Consider the following 16,101-nt stretch of genomic DNA (forward strand, 5'->3'; position numbering starts at 1 on the left):
CCGGACCCGCTTGGCGAACCCGAACAGGTCGAACAACCTGTCTATGCCAGGATGCCCGAAACCTTCGAAGAAGTTGCCGAGTTGCTTGGCAAGGACCGTGAAACCACCGGTCTTGCCATGCAGGTCAAAAACTACATGCATCTGGTGAAGTATGAGCCGGGTCGCATCGAATTTCGCCCGGCACGCGGGGCAGGATCGGACCTTTCGACCAAACTGATCAAGGCGCTTAATGGCCTGACCGGAAAACGTTGGCTGGTCAGCGTGTCTGAGCGCGAGGAAGGGGCACCGACCCTTAAGGAACAGGAACTTGAAGCCCTTGAACAGCGAAAGGCGGATGCCTCGCAAGATCCGCTGGTCCGGGCCATTCTTGATGGTTTACCCAAAGCAAAAATCGTGGCCGTCCACCTGCCACCCGGACAGGAAAATCCTGAGGGTGAAGAGGACGAAAGCGGTTCCGTATATGACGATGCATTTTATCTCGAAGGAGACGACGAGCTATGAAGAACCTTGCAGGGATGCTGAAACAGGCCCAGCAGATGCAGTCCAAAATGCAGGAAATGCAAGAAGGACTGGTTGAACTTGAAATCGAAGGCCAGTCCGGTGCCGGCATGGTCAAGGTGATGCTGAATGGCAAAGGCGAAATGCGCGGCCTTTCGCTTGATAAAAGCATCGTTGACCCCGAAGACACCGAAGTCCTCGAAGACCTGATCGTTGCTGCCTATAACGACGCCAAGGTCAAGGTCGAGGCCGCCGTTCAGGAAAAGATGAAAGACGTCACCGGCGGCATGAACCTGCCGGAAGGCTTCAAACTGCCGTTCTGATTTGTCATCGAACGCACGATAAAACTCGTACTTTAAAGGTACGCAGCAAAGGGTGGCATTGCGCCGCCCTTTGTTTTTGATACAAGCAATATGTATCGATCATAAAACACGGGGTCATGATGACCGGACGGGAAATTGAAAATCTGATCAAGCTGCTTTCACGTCTGCCCGGCCTTGGGCCGCGTTCGGCACGGCGTGCGGTTTTGCAGATGCTCAAGAAACCCGAAACGCTGATGATCCCGCTGGCCGATGCCCTGCATGCCACGGCCGAGGTCATGACGACCTGTTCCAATTGCGGCAATATCGATGTCACCGACCCCTGCCACATATGTGCCGATCAGAACCGCAGTTCGGATATCATCTGTGTGGTTGAAGAAGTTCAGGACCTTTGGGCCCTTGAACGCGGGGCTGCCTTCAAGGGGCGCTATCACGTGCTGGGCGGAACCCTGTCACCGCTTGATGGCGTTGGCCCGGATGACCTTAAAATCGATCAGTTGGTCAATCGCGTGCGCGAAGATGGCGTGACTGAAGTGATCCTTGCCACCAATGCCACGGTCGATGGCCAGACAACAGCACACTACATCACCGAACGACTGATGGAGACCGGCGTTAAGGTCACCCGCCTTGCCCATGGCGTCCCGGTGGGTGGTGAGCTTGATTATCTGGATGATGGCACATTGGCCGCCGCCCTGCGCTCGCGAAGCTCGGTCTGATTACAGACATTCAAGCCAATAAAAAGGGCGGCCAGAGGCCGCCTTTCTTTTGACCCCATCAATCACGTGTCGCAATTATTCAAACCGTTATAGACCACAAAATTGCGACTGATGAAATCCTTGATGGACTAAATATCACCCCGATCAGGCAGCCTTGATTTTCTCTACCGCAAGGCGGGTTGCCAGCTCGTAACCATAGGCACCTGCACCGGCCATCACCGCATCTGCGACCGAACTGATCCAGCTGGTATGACGGAATTCCTCACGCGCATGCGGGTTGGAAATGTGCAGTTCGATGATATAGCCCTCAAAGGTCTTGAGCGCGTCATGGATCGCGACGGACGTATGAGTATAGGCCCCAGCATTAATGATCAGGGCGGCCGATTTCTCGCGGGCCTCATGGATCATATCAATGATCGCGCCTTCATGGTTGGACTGGCCAAACCGCACCGAAACGCCCAGCTCCTTGGCAAGGACAGCACATTTCTCCTCGATCGAGGCCAAAGTGTCATAGCCATAGATTTCCGGCTGCCGCTGCCCCAGAAGGTTCAGGTTCGGTCCGTTAATGACAAGAATTTCCTGCACGCTCATCTCTTTGTTCCTAAAGGGCAGTCTCAAAGCGCTGCCATATTTGCAACCATACCCCACGATACGCGCGACGCCGCCTCAATTCAAAGAAGAAACCACCCACATCAATTTGGCTGTGCCTTCATTTCACCCAATTAATTGTCAAAATACAGGCAGATCAGACGTTGCGGCGCTGTCAAACCGGTCTTAGTGACCCAGACCACTGGCAACAAAACCCGGATTACAATGGCGGACAAAACAGCTTGCTGTAATTCCGGGTATTTGTGCTACTTTGGCAGTCAAATCGTTCGATTCGCCCCCTGAAACGAAACAATTTTCAAAGTGAACTCCGTGAACAGTGTAACAGGCCCAAAATCACCGCAACTTGCGAAAGTCGCTTCGCGCATTCTGGCAGGCAGCTTCCTGTTCGAGGATCTTGATCCCGAACTGCTCGAACAGCTTTCCAACCAGGCCACCGTGCGCCGACTGGAAGATGGCCAGTTGCTGTTTGAAAAAGGGGCACCCGCAGACGGCCTTTATGCGGTCGAAGCCGGCAAGGTTCGCATTTCCTCGGTCTCGGAAACCGGCAAGGAAATCGTGCTGAACGTTCTTGCACCCGGCGCTGTTTTCGGCGAAATCGCCTTGCTTGATGGCGAACCGCGCACCGCGACCGCGCGTGCCGTTGGCCCGACGCGCACCCTTTTCATTTCACGCGATGATTTCTTCGAAATATTTGACCGCGAAGCACCGCTGCGCCGTCACATCACGGCCCTTCTGTGCCGTCGTCTGCGCTGGGTCAGTGACCTGCTTGAAGATGCCAACTTCCTCGATCTGACCGCACGCCTGATCAAACGCATCCTGTGGCTGGCCGAACGCCATGGCGGCCCGGATCCAGAAGGCATCCGTATTGCCCTGCCCCTGTCGCAGCAGGAACTCGGCCTGATGCTGGGTGTCACGCGTGAAGCGGTGAACAAGAAACTCCGCGAACTTGAAAAACAGGGGATGATCACGCGCCGTGACGGTCGCCTGGTCATCAAGGACAGCGAAGGGCTGAAACAACTTCTTGCTGATGCCGTCAAAAACTGAACCGTCGAATACACTGTTTGAACGTTTGGTCGCCCGCGAGGAAAAGCGCGGGCTGATGCTTGTCGCCTTCCTGCGCATCTGTCTGCTTGCTTTCATCCTGCTGCTGTTTAGCAAACCTGATTCCCCGACCGGCAAGCTCTATACCTTGCTCGAAGTCCTCGCCTGGTTTATCCCCGGCGTGTTCGTGCAGCTGTTCGTCGCCTTTCGCGGCGACAAAGCCTATTGGATGATCTATCTGCTGGCCGTGATTGATGCGGCCCTGATCGTCTATGTCTCGGTGGTTCCTGATCCGCTGAACCCTTTGCTTGATCACCCGGCATGGCTTTACGGCTTTGTCGTACGTGACCGTGGCGTGGTCTTTTCCATGATCATGATGGCAATCATCATCATGACGTTTTCACCGCGCCTGATTTTATGGTTTGGCTTCTGGTTGTTTGTATCCTGGTGCGGGGCGATCTGGTGGCTGATGACCCGGCCCGGCGTCATTGTTTCCCAGCATTTCGGCGATGAATGGAACCCGTCCCAGCAGGAAATTATCGATACCTACAACCTGCCCGAATTTGTCGATATCTCGGCCCTTGCAGAACAGGTGATCATTGTCATCGTCTTCACCTTGGCCTGCGCGGTGATGGTTTCGCGTTTGCGCGTTCTGATCAATCAGTCGGCCGCGTCGGAACGCGCACACGGCAATCTTGCGCGCTATTTCCCGACTGCCCTTGCCGATCAGTTGGCCGATCGTGACGAACCGGTGCGTGTCGGTGAACGGCGCGAATGTGTAATCCTGTTTGCCGATGTCATCGGCTTTTCACGCTTTGCCGAAAAGCGCGACCCACAGGAAGTCATGCGTTTTCTCAACCAGTTCCACCAGATCGCCACATCGCAAATCGGTGCCTATGGCGGCATTGTCGAAAAGTATATTGGTGATGCCGTAATGGCGAGTTTCGCCGCCTTCGATGATCTGGAACGCCCGGCTGCCAACGCACTTTGCGCAGCCCAGGCCATCATCACCCAGGTCGCCGAATGGCAGGCCAAAGATCCGGCAAATGGCGATGCCCCGCTTGAGATCGGCGTGGGCCTTAATTTCGGCCCGGCGGTTGTTGGCGATATCGGCCAGCGCGAAGCGGTAACACCCGCCGTCATTGGCGCCACGGTCAATCTGGCGGCCCGTCTTGAAAAGGCCACCCGCGAATTGGGCAGCGACACTGTTATGAGCGAACAATTCGCCAACCGCCTGCATAAAGAGGCCCCGATCGCCGCCCCGATCCTGCTGGCGCGTTACAGCCAGACGCAAACCATTCAGGTCAAAGGATTTAGCGAACCTGTGGGAGTTCTCTTTAACGCCTGCTAAATAAACGCCTGATAGAATGCCTTCCGGTCTGCCAAACCCTTGAATCTTGGGCATACCAATCCAAAATGCTTGGATAATTCTTGGTTAAGCTTGAAACCGGATCTGCAGGAGGGCGCGATGGCGACCACGAAAGGCTCGAACCCAACGGCCACGGATGCCGTCCCGTCCGCCGTAAAACTGACCACCCTTTTTGGTGAACGCGAGTTCGCCTGGGACAAGGCGATCTATTTCCCCGCCGGTCTCAAGGGCTTCCCGGATCACAACGTCTTTGCCCTCGCGAGCTTCCCGGGCGAAGGCGGCAGTGCCTTTCTTCTGATGCAATGCCTGACCGAACCGGAACTGGCCTTTATCGTCGCGCCCTATAACCTTGAAAGCGACACCATCCGTCCGGAACATCTTGAACAGGCCTTTGGCATTCACGGCATCAAGAAAAATGATGGCGCGGTTTTGCTGATCGTGACCCTGCACAAACCTGATGACGGTCCGTTTAGCATGTCGGTCAATCTGCGCGCCCCGATCATTCTCGATACTGCCCGTCAGGCGGCCTACCAGCATCACCTGCCAGAAGCCGGCGGCTATTCGTTCCATCACGACCTGGGCTGATCAACCGCCTTCCTTGAACGCGACACGGTCTCGTGGCGGCACCTGTCTGGTGCGAGCCCGAACACACGCGCGTTGGATCAAACTGCTTGCCTCATTCTTGAAATGGTCCCCACATGTCCTTGATCCTGCCACTTTTTCAAGCAAAGGTAGCAGCGTAAAAACAGGACCATACACTCCATCACAAAAAAAGGGATCGGGAATGTCTGCAGCATTGCGCAATCGTTTCGCACTGGCGGCTTTGTTGGGCTCGGCAGTATTTTTCGGACAGGATATCGAGGCGGCCCGCGCGCAAAGCCCGTCTGTCGGACTATCGGCCGATAACCGCACCAACCTGCAGCTCACCGTTTATCCGGGCAATCTGTCATTGATCACCGAACAGCGTGACGCAACCATCCCCGAAGGCCAAAGCACCCTTCGCATTGATGGTCTGCCACGTACCATCATGAATGATTCCTTCCTGCTTGGCACCGCCAAGGACGCCGATCTTGTCTGGTCATCGCTGCGCAATCGCAACAACGGCTCGAACGCCCTTGATGATTTACTGCGCGATCAGATCGGCAAAACCGTCACCATTCGTCGTGACGATGACCTGATCGAGGGCACCCTTGTTGCCCTGACCCATGTGGCATTGGTCAAGACCGATGCCGGGATCGAACGGGTCGCCCTTGATCAGGTGATCATTTCCGAACTCCCCGACGGCTTTACCACCGCACCGACCCTTGATGCCGATATCTCAACCGGTGCAGCGCTTGACCATGTTTCGATGGCCTATCTTCTGGGCGGGATCGGCTGGAACACGTCCTATACCGCCTATTACGACCGCGCAGAAAACAGCCTGAAACTGACCGCCATCGCCAAGGTAATGAATGCATCGGGCAGCGACTATGACGATGCATCCTTGCGTCTGGTGGCGGGCGATCCCAACCGGGTTCAGCAACCCCCGATGGTCAAGGCCGCGCGTACCGAAATGATGATGTCGGCTGTTGCCGATGTCGGTGCATCGGCCGCAAGCGCGCCCGAACGGGCAAGCTTTGAAAACCTGCATGTTTATGGTCCGTTTAACGGGCTTTCGATGAAGGATGGCGACACGGTGATCTTGCCGTTGCTCGACCCGCAGGTTCTGCCGGTCAAACGCCGCGCAATCTTCACCGCCGCAAGCAGCGTCTATAATATGGAGCAGCGCAACGGCGAGAAGTTCGTTCGCCCGGAACTTGAAATTGACATCACCAACGAAGGTGGCAAAGACGCCAAAAGCCCGTGGCCCGATGGCATTGTTCGCATCTACGCCAAGACGCCTGCAGGCGACACCGGCTATCTGTCAGAAGACATGATTTCGCTCACCCCGGTCGGGCAGGATGCGACTTTGCGTCTTGGCCGGGCAAGCGATCTGAACGGAACGCGTGATGTTGTCGCGGTTGATCGCAAGGCGCGTGCAAACCTGCCAGACGCCGTCAGCGCGGATCTAAAATGGACCATCCGCAACACCAGCGACCGGGTCGAAACCGTCACCATCCGTGAAGACATCCCCGTTGATTGGAAAGTAACCGCCGAAAGCCACAAGCACGAGCGTGACCAACCCAACCAGATCAGCTGGGAAATCGACGTCCCGGCCAATGGCGATGTGACGCTGACCTGGTCGGTCGCAAGCACCCGCTAAGCGGCACTTCCAAACCCAATACAAAACGGCCACAGGGGCACATCCCTTGTGGCCGCTTTGCGTTGTTCTGTATTTTCTTATGCCTTGCCACGCATGCTGTAAAACGCCTTGGCAAGTGGCATAAGAACACTGGCATCGGGCAACTGATCGGTTCGACTACACAGATCGGCATAGATACAAATCAGCTTGGTCAGAAGGATAAACGCATCCTGATTGCGCATACCGGCAAACTTGCCAAGCACCTCGACCGCCTCGCACGCGGCATCGCGCGCCAGATCAAGCTTCCCCGCGCCCTGCAGGGCCAAAACAAGTGCAGCCAGTGAATAGCCAAGATCAAGCCGCTCATTATCATCCTTGCGCCCGACGCAATTGCGCAACCGGTCCTGGCGCAGCTCGACTGCCTGACAGGCCGCATCAACGGCCCACTCCCATTCGCCTGCCTCGATCTCAAGCGCAGCCCGGTTATTCAAGCTAAGCGCCAGCCCCGCCACCGCCGCATCGCGTGTGGTCGGTAAATGCAGCGAGAATATCGCATCGGCCGCATCAAACAGGGTCAATGCCGCTTCGCGCTGATCGGGGGTGTGGTTGCTCGCCATTTCAAGGTAAAGCCGCGCGACCGCAAGCGAGTTGGGATCAGTCTGTTCAAGATAGGACAAGCGCAACGCATATTCTTCGTCCGTATTGTCCGTCATCCTGATCCCGCCACCTCTTTTCCACGCCAAAGGCCCGACTGGCCGTGCATCAAAAGACGTTTGGCAAGCCCACCTTGTGAAGGACCGGCATTCGGAGATAAGCTGTTTCCCTTCGTCTGGCAGACTGCTAGACAATCGGGATCAGAGTTGCCCCAAAATCCGGAAAACAGCCCCAGATGAGTACATCCAGCGAAACCCTGCGCGCCCTTTACGGCACTTGGCGTCTTGCCCGTGGCGACACGCAAGGTCTTGGATTTTTTAACTTTTCGATTGAGGGATTCTGGCGCTCGTTTCTCGCAGCCGCCATTGTGTTCCCGGCCTTTGCCCTGTTGCGCTGGAACGATATCTTTGATGCGCCCGAAGGCTTCCCGGCGACGCGCTATATGCTGGTTGAAACCATCGCCTATGTCATCAAATGGGTCGCTTTCCCGCTGATCATGTTCCACGTCATTCCGATGCTGGGTCGTGCCGAACGCTATATCGCGTTCATCACCGTCTATAACTGGGCAAGCGTGCTTCAGATGGGGCTTTATCTGACCGCCTTGCTGCTCGGTGTTTTGTTCCCGTCACTTGGGGCCGGTGGATTTGTCTTTATCGCAGTGATCGCGACACTGGTTTATGGCGTCTATATCGCCAAGCTGACGCTTTCGGTATCGATCCCGACCGCCAGCACGATTGTTCTGGCCGATTTCCTGCTGTCGCTGGTGATTACATCTATCGGTATCCGTTTGGCCGTCGGGCAGTTATTCTAGGGTCCGGACCTATTAATTTGATTTGAATGGCAGACGTTATATTTGTGAAATCCAAGGAAAAGCCCGCCGGGCGGGTCGGTATCCCGGCCAAGGGATTTGACGCAGGAGTTTGCAAATATAACGTCTGTCATTCGGATTAACCGGATTTGCACGGGCTACTTTGTCGCAAAGCCTTGAAAGATGCATATCTTCCGGCGGTTTTGCTTCGCGTATCCGCACAAATCCGGTGAACCATTCACACCAAATTAATAGGTCCGGACCCTAGGGTCATTGAAAGCTTAAAAACAAAATCGCTTCAGGGAGAAACAGACAATGAAACCCGTTCTTGCCGTAACCCGCCGCTTGCCCGATGCCGTCGCAAAGCGCGCCGCTGAAAGTTACGACATCCGAACCCAGGAAGATGACGATCCCCTGACCCGTGCTGAAATCCTCGCCCTCTGTCATGGTGCGGATGCAGCCCTTGTTTCGGTCGGCGATCCGATTGATGCCGAATTTTTCGACCATCTTTCCGACAGTGTGAAAATCGTCGCCACCTTCTCGGTCGGGACCGATCATATTGATCTGGCCGCCGCGAAGAAAAAGGGGGTGATTATCGGCAACACGCCGGGCGTTCTAACCGATGCCACCGCTGATATCGCCTGGCTTCTGATTCTGGGTGCCGCCCGCCGCGCCAGCGAGGGCGAGGCAGAAGTCCGCAACGCCACCTGGTCAAGCTGGCGTCCGACCCATCTGATGGGGACCCAGGTCACGGGCAAGAAACTTGGCATCGTTGGCATGGGCCGCATTGGTCAGGCCGTTGCCAGACGTGCGCGCGGCTTTGATATGGACATCCATTATTACAACCGCCGCCAATTGCCCGCCGATCAGGAAATGGGTGCCACCTATCACGACAGCATCGAGGGGCTTTTGCCCCATTGTGATTTCCTGTCGCTGCATTGCCCGTCGACCCCGGAAACGCGCGGCATGGTCAATACCGACTTCATTTCCAAACTGCCCGATGGTGCGATCATCGTAAACACCGCACGCGGTGATGTGGTCAATGACAAGGATCTGATTGCCGCCCTGAAATCGGGCAAACTGACCGCAGCCGGGTTGGATGTTTTTGCTGGCGAGCCGAATATCGAACCGGCCTATCGCGACCTCGCAAACACCTTCCTGCTGCCGCATCTGGGCTCGGCCACGGTTGAAACCCGCAACGCCATGGGCTTCCGGGCGCTTGATAACATCGATGCCTTTGTCGCCGGCAAGGACGTCCCGTTTACGGTCTGATCAACCCGGATCACCAAACAAAACAAAAGGCGCCGCAAGGCGCCTTTTTCGTATCCGCAGGGTATCCGTTACGGCCTTAGCCCAGATCGCTTTCCTCGCCCGCCGGCAGGATGCAGGCGATCTCGCGACCATCGCGGCTGATCTTGACCCGCCCGCCATGGATTTCGACCACGGCACGGACCATGGCCATGCCAAGGGCACGGCGGGCCGACGGGGATTCGCCATCGCGCAGGCCTTCAAACAGCATTGGCTGCGGCGCTTCATCCGAAAGCGATATCGAAATCTCGATATCCTCACCGCGCCTGCGTGCAACCACGGAAACCTCGCTGCCTTCGGGGGCGGTGCGCAGCACATTGGTCACCAGAATGAACAATGCCTGTTTCAGACGACGTTCATCGGCCACCATCCAGCCAATCTGGCGCGAACAATAAAGACGCAGCGACACATTAAGCTCCGCCAACCGTGCACGCGTCAGCGCCTCAAGCGAGCGCAGCAAACGTCTTGGATCAACGGTATCAAGCTCAAGTGCGACCTGCCCCGACCCAAGGGTTGCCAGATCGCGCATGTCATCGACCAGCGCCAGCATGCTTTGTGCTTCAGTGCGGATGGTTTCAACCGACCGCGCAACATTCCCGGTCAGATGCGGGATCAAACGATCAGACTCACCATTGATATGATCAAGCGGCTTGGTCAGCTCGCGCGAGACTGTCGAAATGAAGTCCGACTTCATCTGGTCAGCAGTACGCAGCGCCTCGTTACGTTCACGCAGCGCCCGTTCAACCCGGATCGTGTCGGTGACATCGATATAGGACATCATCACCGCCCCGTCGGGCAGCGGCACAATGGCGAAATCAATGATCGAATTATCGGATCGTTCCAACCGGCCATTCATTGGCTCATGGTTGGTGATCCGCGCGACCATGCGGTTCTTGAACTTTTCCCAATCGTCACGTTCGCGCCAGTAGTCCTTCGATTTCTCGACCACATCGGCCAGATGCGGTGACACATCGAGGAAGGTACCTTCAAGGCCCCACAGATCGGCAAAGCCATGGTTATAAAGCCGCAAACGCCCATCACCACTGATCACGCCAACCGCCTCATGCAGGCTCTCAAGCGTCTCGCGCTGTACCGCGATCAGGGTGTTATAGGAACTTTCCAGAACCAGCTTGTCGGTCACATCCTCATAGACAAACATCAGCCCGCCAAACGGATGCGGCGAGATAAAGCGTCTGAGCGTCATGCCATTTGGCAGATGCATCAGGTCTTCTTCAGGTTTGAGAAGATCGGTAAACCGCTGGTTCTCGGTATTGCGGAACTGGGTGAAATCAGTGACTTCGGGCAGTTTGCGTTCATCGCGCAAACGCCGCAAAACATCGTCATGGGTTGGCTCGGTCCAGAGCCACTCGTCATCGAGATCCCAAAGCTTGGTGAAGGCGGTATTAAAGAAGATAAGCCCCTTGTCCCCACCATAAACCGCAATGGCGGTGCCAAGGTTTTCCAGCACCTCGGCATGGGCGCGAATATGGCGTGACAGATCGGACTGCAATTCCTCGACCGGGGTGCAATCAATCGCAAAGCCGATCAGACCACCGGCGTCATCGCCAGCACCCCCGTCACCATCTGGCATTTCGGTAATGCGCAGCAATTTGCGATCACCGCGAATGACGACATGGAAATCACGCGTCAGGCTTTCATTGTTGCGCTGAACCGATGCCGCAAGCGACCGGCCATGATCAGGGATCACCCCGGCACCGATTTCCGATTGTGTCGCCAGCGCATCTTCGATGGTGTCGCGTTCCACCGCATCGGCATAGGCCATGTTGCAATCAATCAGGCGAAGCTCGCTATCGCGGCGCCAGACCGGGAATGGCAGGCTATCAAGCGCCTGACGCAGGCCCGATACTTCATGCTTGAGCAGCTGAAAATCGCCAAACTGGCTTTCGCGTTCGCGCGAATGGCGGGTTTCATCGCGGAACCACAAACCATGCGCCAGAACGTCTGATGACCGGTCCTTGCGCGCCGCCATGCCGGTCACATGGAATTTGCGCTCATCAAGGGTAGTGACCCACAGTTCAAACCGGTCATGCCCGGATTTAAGGTTACGCACCCGCTCTTTCAGGGCATCCGCATCCTCATCGCGCAAAAGATCAAGCACATCGGGAAAACGCCCATCCTGACCCAGCTGAAAGGCCCGCTTAAGCGACGGACTGGCCCCCTCGGCAAAGCCATGGCGGCTCCAGTAATAAACAGGGTCCGGACCGGCAAACAGAAGCTGGGTGAAAAGCTCGGTCTCACCGGCCAGTTCATGTTCGTGATCTTCAACTTCCTCAAGATGGCGGCGCATCCGAAGCGACAGTCGCCAACCGACCCAGCCGGCAATTGCCGCACCACCAACGGCCGCCAGCCCCACCACCAGCCAGTCACGATCACTTAGCCCGGCAAGGCTCCCAAAGATCGTCGCACCAATCCCGTCAGGCTGGGCCACTTGGGCCGCAGTCGCATCACCATTCCCGCCGGAATTTACACGGAACTTTTCCTGCGCATGCGTGGGGACGGAGAGACTCAGCAACGCAAACACCGCACCCACGCCCCGCCAAACGGCAGAACGCGACAAATCAGACAGTCTGCGCAAAATCGCCACCGCCTTTTTGTCTGCTCCAACCTGTCTGGAAGCTTGCTCGGATGCTTGCCGTGTCACGTGTTGTTAACCGTTTGTGTTTATGAGCTATTATTATGGTGAAAACGATGTGCTTTTACCACCGTTTCGCATCATCGCGACAACAGCCTTGTCTGATGACGTGTTTCGCGGGGAAACCCTACCGAAAAACCGCAATGACATGACCGGTGAATCCGTTTATGTCTCGGGACTGACATTCGTAACAGATTAAGCGTTTCCGTTATTTCCAAGATGAGCCCAAAACCGCAGCTAGATCTTTTTGCACCGCGCGCGGAGCCCAAGCCCGCTGCGCCACAAAAGGACTCTGCCGCGCTCAAGGCAGCCGCAAAGCCGGCACCGGAAATCGGCGATCTGTTCGACACCAATTTCAATGCCGACGACATCGCCGAATGGGAACTGCTGTTTCGCGATGTGCCGCAATATAACTACCATTTCAAGCGTGCCCAGATCGCCTCGGCCTTTGACCGGCCACTGCACAAAAAACTGATCGCATCGCCCGCCTTTGAACGGTTGCGCGAAATCTCGTTTTTGGGTGCCATCGACTATCTGTTCCATCCCAACGGGCGTCCGGCCAATATCCGCCATTCGCGCTATGACCACACAATCGGTGTGGCCTTACTCTCGCAACGCTATTGCCGTTTGATGGGGCTGTCGGATGCAGATTGCGATCTTCTGGGCGCTGCTGCCCTGTTGCACGATATTGGCCATGGTCCGTTTTCCCATACGCTGGAACCGGAATTTGCCCGGCGCTTTAACCGCAATCACCACCAACTGACCAATCAGATTATCACGGGTGAGGTCGATCTCGACCTGTCGGTCAATCATCTGCTGGTCAAGCATGGTGTGGATCCGGACGCGGTGATTGCCCTTCTGTCGAAAAAGTCCGATCACCCGCATGCCGCCCTGTTTTCCGGCCCGGTCAATATCGACACGCTGGAAGGCATCAGCCGCACCAAGACTTATGTCCATCCCAACCATGTGCATTGCCATCCGCGTCTGCTGCTTGAAGCAGCCGTGAAGCTTGATGCGGAATCGCTCAAACGCCTGGACAAGTTCTGGCAGCTCAAGGAAGACATCTATCGCAATTTCATCTTTGGTCCGATGTGCTTTGCCACCGACCATCTGTGCCGCGAATTTGTCGTTAAAAACGCACCGGATTTCGCCGCGGATGATTTCCTGCTGACCGAAAAGGCGTTCCTTAACAGTCACCCGCCCTTCAAGAAGTTCCTGCACAGTCTCAAGAACCGTATTGAACTGGATGGCGTTGCTGATGCGGTTGACCATCAAATGAGCGCGTCAGCCAGCACATTTGATCTCAACGAGGCCAAGGTGCCGCGTCGCGAATTCCACATCAACAAGGATGTCGAAGTCCGCTGCTTTGCCGACCTGTCAAAACGCTATTACGAGGAAAAGCATTCCTTCCTTAGGCGTGTCGGCAGCCTGACCGACCCGGCCCAACAGGCCGCTGCGGCAAGCCTGTTTGACTAGGCTCTGCTATTTGGGATCAGGGCCGTCATTCACAATCGCGATTGAAAATCCGTCCCAACCCTTTGCTCCGACCGTCTGAAGTGCCGTTGCGGTCAGGCGTGGGTCATTCCCCATCATGTCAAAGAACCGCCGAACACCTTGAACACGCTCATCGGTGCTTTCCGGGTTACACACCTCGCCTTCACGCACCACATTGTCACCAATGATCACCGTTCCTTTGCGGGATAGCTTCAAGGCCCATTGCAGATAAAGCGGGTTATTTGGCTTGTCCGCATCAATGAAGATCAGATCAAATGGCGCTTCTTCGATTAATTCCGGCAACGTGTCCTTCGCTTCTCCGCAGCGAATATCAACCTGCCTGGAAAACCCGGCCAGACGAATATTCTCGCGGGCGACGTCCGCGCGGAGCGGGTCATATTCAAGCGAAATGACCTTGCCATCTGATGGCAATGCACGGGCAAGCCAGATTGTGCTGAAGCCGCCAAGCGTGCCGATTTCCAGTATTCTCTTCGCACCAACCATCATCGCAAGTATTTGCAGGTACTTGCCCTGATTTGCTGCAACGTCATGTGGCGGCAGGCCCGCCGCCTCGTTTCGTGCGAGAACCTCGGTCAGGATCGGATCATCACCGATCAGTTGCTGCTCGATATATTGATCTGTTTTTTTCCAGTTTTCATCCATCGCACACAATCCGGTTCAGGCAGAAGATGCAAGATCGAACCGATTGTGTAATGCCGATCACCTGGCCAGTTGATGAATTATTCATGACGTCGCTTAAAGACCCGCACATGCGCTGAACAAATCGACAAATGCTAAATTAAACGCGCTTTTAATCTTTGGCCTGTAGTCAGATAATTGCATCCCAACGAGTCGCAGCAAAGGTCCCGGGTCATATTGCTACCTGACACCATCGCATCCAATCAGCACTACTCGGCCACCCGCCTGGCAGAGATGCGCGACGCGTTGGGCAAAAGCCTGTCGGGCGATACATTCTGTGTGGTGGTCACCGGCTCCTATGGCCGGCATGAGGCATCCGATCAATCCGATCTTGATTACTTCATCATTGGCCGCGAAGCCGAACGCAGTCATGCCCCGCATCAACAGGTCGCCGATATCCTTGGCAAGATGGTCACCAAGAAACCGGCGGTAAACGGCCCGTTTTCGTCCTATATCACGGCCGAGGAACTGGTAAATCGCATCGGGCTTGATGGCGATACCAATTCGATCACCACCCGTCGGCTGCTGTTCCTGCTCGAATGTGAGTGGCTTTATAACGAGGCGGGCAAACGCAAATTCTTTGACGATCTGATCGCCAATTACGTCACCAGTTCCGTCACACGGGATTCCATCGCGCGCTTTCTGGTCAATGACGTGATCCGCTATTACCGCACCATCAGCGTCGATTTTGAAATCAAAACCCGCGAGGGCGATGCCAGCAAGGCCTGGGCACCACGGCGCCTGAAACTGGTCTTTTCGCGCAAGATGCTTTATTTCGGCGGGATTATCGCAGCAGCAGAAACCGCTGGCCGTGATTATGCTGGTAAACGTGAAAAACTGTCGGAACTTTTACAGCTGCCACCGATCACGCGACTGCAAACCGTGTTCGGGGAAAAAAGCCTGCCCGCACTCGAACTTTATGACCGTTTCTTAAGCGAACTGTCTGACCCGGACGTCCGTGCACGCCTTGATGGCGTCGGACCACATGATCGCAATGATACAGAATTGCGATCACTCCTTGATGCTGGCAAGGGCTTCTCGCGCGAGCTGATCAAATTGCTCAATGACCGCTATGGCCCGGATCATCCGATCCACGAAGCGCTTTTGATGTAATCATCAATCCCGGCGAACACCGTGCTCAGGATGCGCGCGGGCCTTCGGTGATGTGCTTGAAATAGTTTTCCCGATCAAGGTCATGGACCTCGACGGTGAATTGCACCTGATAGTCCCCCACCAGCCATTCCAGCCGATCAATCAGTGCGGCAAGGGCGGCCTCGCCGGTGGCAAATTTCACCGCATTAATCCGGCCTGACAGCAGCCGGATATCAAGATGGACCATGGCGTTCTTGGCATCGCCATCCCCGATCACGACATTTTCCAATGGTGTAATCCGGGTCTTGAAGGAATCCAGATCCGCATCAGCCTCGCGGGCAATCACATAATGCAGATCAACCGCCAGCTTGGACAATTCATCCTTGATCGGCAGTTGGGCGGAATACTCGATTTCTAGCTGGGGCATCCGAAACAAAAACCCTACTGCAACTTAACACTTCCACACACCACACCCACTACATGTAGTGTATTTAAACATTAAGCCGCCTGAATATTGACTCTACATCAGAAATGGTGTGGAGTCGGAAAGACAGCACTAAGATCAAAGAGGCCGTCTAGTGCGGCAACACCAGACGGCCTGATTTTATTGCTCCCGTTA

Annotated in this window: 16 protein-coding genes and 1 pseudogene; 12 read left to right on the top strand and 5 right to left on the bottom strand. The window is 55.6% G+C overall.

The genetic code is table 11. From position 1 onward, the window contains the following. From CMO10_RS17380 to recR, 3 genes and pseudogenes are all read left to right on the top strand, one after another. A pseudogene (locus tag CMO10_RS17380) lies at positions 1–501 on the top strand (DNA polymerase III subunit gamma/tau); the annotation flags it as partial. Next, on the top strand, positions 498–821 hold the full coding sequence (locus CMO10_RS17385) for a YbaB/EbfC family nucleoid-associated protein (RefSeq protein ID WP_044830201.1): 324 nt from the start codon (positions 498–500) through the stop codon (positions 819–821). The pseudogene CMO10_RS17380 and the gene CMO10_RS17385, both read left to right, overlap by 4 nt. A gap of 119 nt (positions 822–940) precedes the next feature. Further along, positions 941–1,534: a recombination mediator RecR gene (recR, locus tag CMO10_RS17390; RefSeq protein ID WP_297024595.1), complete on the top strand. Its 594-nt coding sequence runs from the start codon at positions 941–943 to the stop codon at positions 1,532–1,534. Positions 1,535–1,678: 144 nt separating this feature from the next. On the opposite strand, the gene aroQ is transcribed toward recR, so the two are convergent. Next, a complete protein-coding gene (gene aroQ / locus CMO10_RS17395) occupies positions 1,679–2,125 on the bottom strand; it encodes a type II 3-dehydroquinate dehydratase (RefSeq protein ID WP_297024597.1) in 447 nt (148 codons plus the stop codon). Between the two features lie 327 nt (positions 2,126–2,452). Here aroQ and CMO10_RS17400 point away from each other — a divergent pair, with 327 nt between their 5' ends. The 4 genes from CMO10_RS17400 to CMO10_RS17415 all read left to right on the top strand — a co-directional run bounded on the left by CMO10_RS17400 (position 2,453) and on the right by CMO10_RS17415 (position 6,795). Then, positions 2,453–3,187 (top strand): Crp/Fnr family transcriptional regulator, encoded by a 735-nt coding sequence (locus CMO10_RS17400; protein ID WP_044830191.1) that lies wholly within the window; start codon positions 2,453–2,455, stop codon positions 3,185–3,187. Further along, positions 3,171–4,535: an adenylate/guanylate cyclase domain-containing protein gene (locus tag CMO10_RS17405; RefSeq protein WP_297024599.1), complete on the top strand. Its 1,365-nt coding sequence runs from the start codon at positions 3,171–3,173 to the stop codon at positions 4,533–4,535. The genes CMO10_RS17400 and CMO10_RS17405 overlap by 17 nt, the downstream gene beginning before the upstream one ends. A 117-nt stretch (positions 4,536–4,652) precedes the next feature. After that, the gene (gene fliW, locus CMO10_RS17410; RefSeq protein ID WP_152630735.1) at positions 4,653–5,138 is read left to right on the top strand and encodes a flagellar assembly protein FliW; all 486 of its coding nucleotides are present in this window, start codon (positions 4,653–4,655) and stop codon (positions 5,136–5,138) included. 199 nt (positions 5,139–5,337) lie between these two features. Beyond that, positions 5,338–6,795 (top strand): DUF4139 domain-containing protein, encoded by a 1,458-nt coding sequence (locus tag CMO10_RS17415; RefSeq protein WP_297024603.1) that lies wholly within the window; start codon positions 5,338–5,340, stop codon positions 6,793–6,795. Between the two features lie 77 nt (positions 6,796–6,872). On the opposite strand, the gene CMO10_RS17420 is transcribed toward CMO10_RS17415, so the two are convergent. Next, positions 6,873–7,487: a DUF2057 domain-containing protein gene (locus CMO10_RS17420; protein WP_297024605.1), complete on the bottom strand. Its 615-nt coding sequence runs from the start codon at positions 7,485–7,487 to the stop codon at positions 6,873–6,875. 176 nt (positions 7,488–7,663) lie between these two features. Between CMO10_RS17420 and CMO10_RS17425 the strand changes: the two genes are divergently transcribed. Both CMO10_RS17425 and CMO10_RS17430 read left to right on the top strand, forming a co-directional pair. Further along, positions 7,664–8,239 (top strand): hypothetical protein, encoded by a 576-nt coding sequence (locus tag CMO10_RS17425; RefSeq protein ID WP_297024607.1) that lies wholly within the window; start codon positions 7,664–7,666, stop codon positions 8,237–8,239. Between the two features lie 312 nt (positions 8,240–8,551). Then, positions 8,552–9,508, top strand: a complete 957-nt coding sequence (locus CMO10_RS17430) for a 2-hydroxyacid dehydrogenase (RefSeq protein ID WP_297024609.1) — start codon at positions 8,552–8,554, stop codon at positions 9,506–9,508. A gap of 76 nt (positions 9,509–9,584) precedes the next feature. Here CMO10_RS17430 and CMO10_RS17435 read toward each other — a convergent pair whose 3' ends face one another. Beyond that, positions 9,585–12,086 (bottom strand): sensor histidine kinase, encoded by a 2,502-nt coding sequence (locus CMO10_RS17435; protein ID WP_297024611.1) that lies wholly within the window; start codon positions 12,084–12,086, stop codon positions 9,585–9,587. Positions 12,087–12,228: 142 nt separating this feature from the next. On the opposite strand from CMO10_RS17435, the gene CMO10_RS17440 reads away from it, so the two are divergent. Beyond that, positions 12,229–12,396: a hypothetical protein gene (locus CMO10_RS17440; protein ID WP_297024614.1), complete on the top strand. Its 168-nt coding sequence runs from the start codon at positions 12,229–12,231 to the stop codon at positions 12,394–12,396. 20 nt (positions 12,397–12,416) lie between these two features. Then, positions 12,417–13,673, top strand: coding sequence for an HD domain-containing protein (locus CMO10_RS17445; protein ID WP_297024616.1), 1,257 nt, complete (start codon positions 12,417–12,419; stop codon positions 13,671–13,673). A gap of 6 nt (positions 13,674–13,679) precedes the next feature. Here CMO10_RS17445 and CMO10_RS17450 read toward each other — a convergent pair whose 3' ends face one another. Beyond that, positions 13,680–14,354 carry an O-methyltransferase gene (locus tag CMO10_RS17450; protein ID WP_297024618.1) on the bottom strand — a complete coding sequence of 225 codons (675 nt, stop codon included), beginning with the start codon at positions 14,352–14,354 and terminating at the stop codon, positions 13,680–13,682. A gap of 213 nt (positions 14,355–14,567) precedes the next feature. On the opposite strand from CMO10_RS17450, the gene CMO10_RS17455 reads away from it, so the two are divergent. Beyond that, positions 14,568–15,503: a DUF294 nucleotidyltransferase-like domain-containing protein gene (locus tag CMO10_RS17455; protein WP_297024619.1), complete on the top strand. Its 936-nt coding sequence runs from the start codon at positions 14,568–14,570 to the stop codon at positions 15,501–15,503. A gap of 25 nt (positions 15,504–15,528) precedes the next feature. Here the strand turns inward: CMO10_RS17455 and CMO10_RS17460 are convergent, their stop codons facing one another. Next, on the bottom strand, positions 15,529–15,909 hold the full coding sequence (locus CMO10_RS17460) for a 5-carboxymethyl-2-hydroxymuconate Delta-isomerase (protein WP_044830295.1): 381 nt from the start codon (positions 15,907–15,909) through the stop codon (positions 15,529–15,531). Positions 15,910–16,101 lie beyond the last annotated feature (192 nt).

The sequence above is a fragment of the Thalassospira sp. genome (assembly GCF_002709775.1).
GTDB lineage: Bacteria > Pseudomonadota > Alphaproteobacteria > Rhodospirillales > Thalassospiraceae > Thalassospira.

Coding starts and splice junctions, on each gene's coding strand:
- CMO10_RS17420 (WP_297024605.1), bottom strand. CDS start 7,487: ATGACGGACAATACGGACGAAGAATATGCGTTGCGCTTGTCCTATCTT.
- CMO10_RS17425 (WP_297024607.1), top strand. CDS start 7,664: ATGAGTACATCCAGCGAAACCCTGCGCGCCCTTTACGGCACTTGGCGT.
- CMO10_RS17385 (WP_044830201.1), top strand. CDS start 498: ATGAAGAACCTTGCAGGGATGCTGAAACAGGCCCAGCAGATGCAGTCC.
- CMO10_RS17445 (WP_297024616.1), top strand. CDS start 12,417: ATGAGCCCAAAACCGCAGCTAGATCTTTTTGCACCGCGCGCGGAGCCC.
- aroQ (WP_297024597.1), bottom strand. CDS start 2,125: ATGAGCGTGCAGGAAATTCTTGTCATTAACGGACCGAACCTGAACCTT.
- CMO10_RS17440 (WP_297024614.1), top strand. CDS start 12,229: ATGAGCTATTATTATGGTGAAAACGATGTGCTTTTACCACCGTTTCGC.
- CMO10_RS17405 (WP_297024599.1), top strand. CDS start 3,171: ATGCCGTCAAAAACTGAACCGTCGAATACACTGTTTGAACGTTTGGTC.
- recR (WP_297024595.1), top strand. CDS start 941: ATGACCGGACGGGAAATTGAAAATCTGATCAAGCTGCTTTCACGTCTG.
- CMO10_RS17460 (WP_044830295.1), bottom strand. CDS start 15,909: ATGCCCCAGCTAGAAATCGAGTATTCCGCCCAACTGCCGATCAAGGAT.
- CMO10_RS17430 (WP_297024609.1), top strand. CDS start 8,552: ATGAAACCCGTTCTTGCCGTAACCCGCCGCTTGCCCGATGCCGTCGCA.
- CMO10_RS17450 (WP_297024618.1), bottom strand. CDS start 14,354: ATGGATGAAAACTGGAAAAAAACAGATCAATATATCGAGCAGCAACTG.
- fliW (WP_152630735.1), top strand. CDS start 4,653: ATGGCGACCACGAAAGGCTCGAACCCAACGGCCACGGATGCCGTCCCG.
- CMO10_RS17415 (WP_297024603.1), top strand. CDS start 5,338: ATGTCTGCAGCATTGCGCAATCGTTTCGCACTGGCGGCTTTGTTGGGC.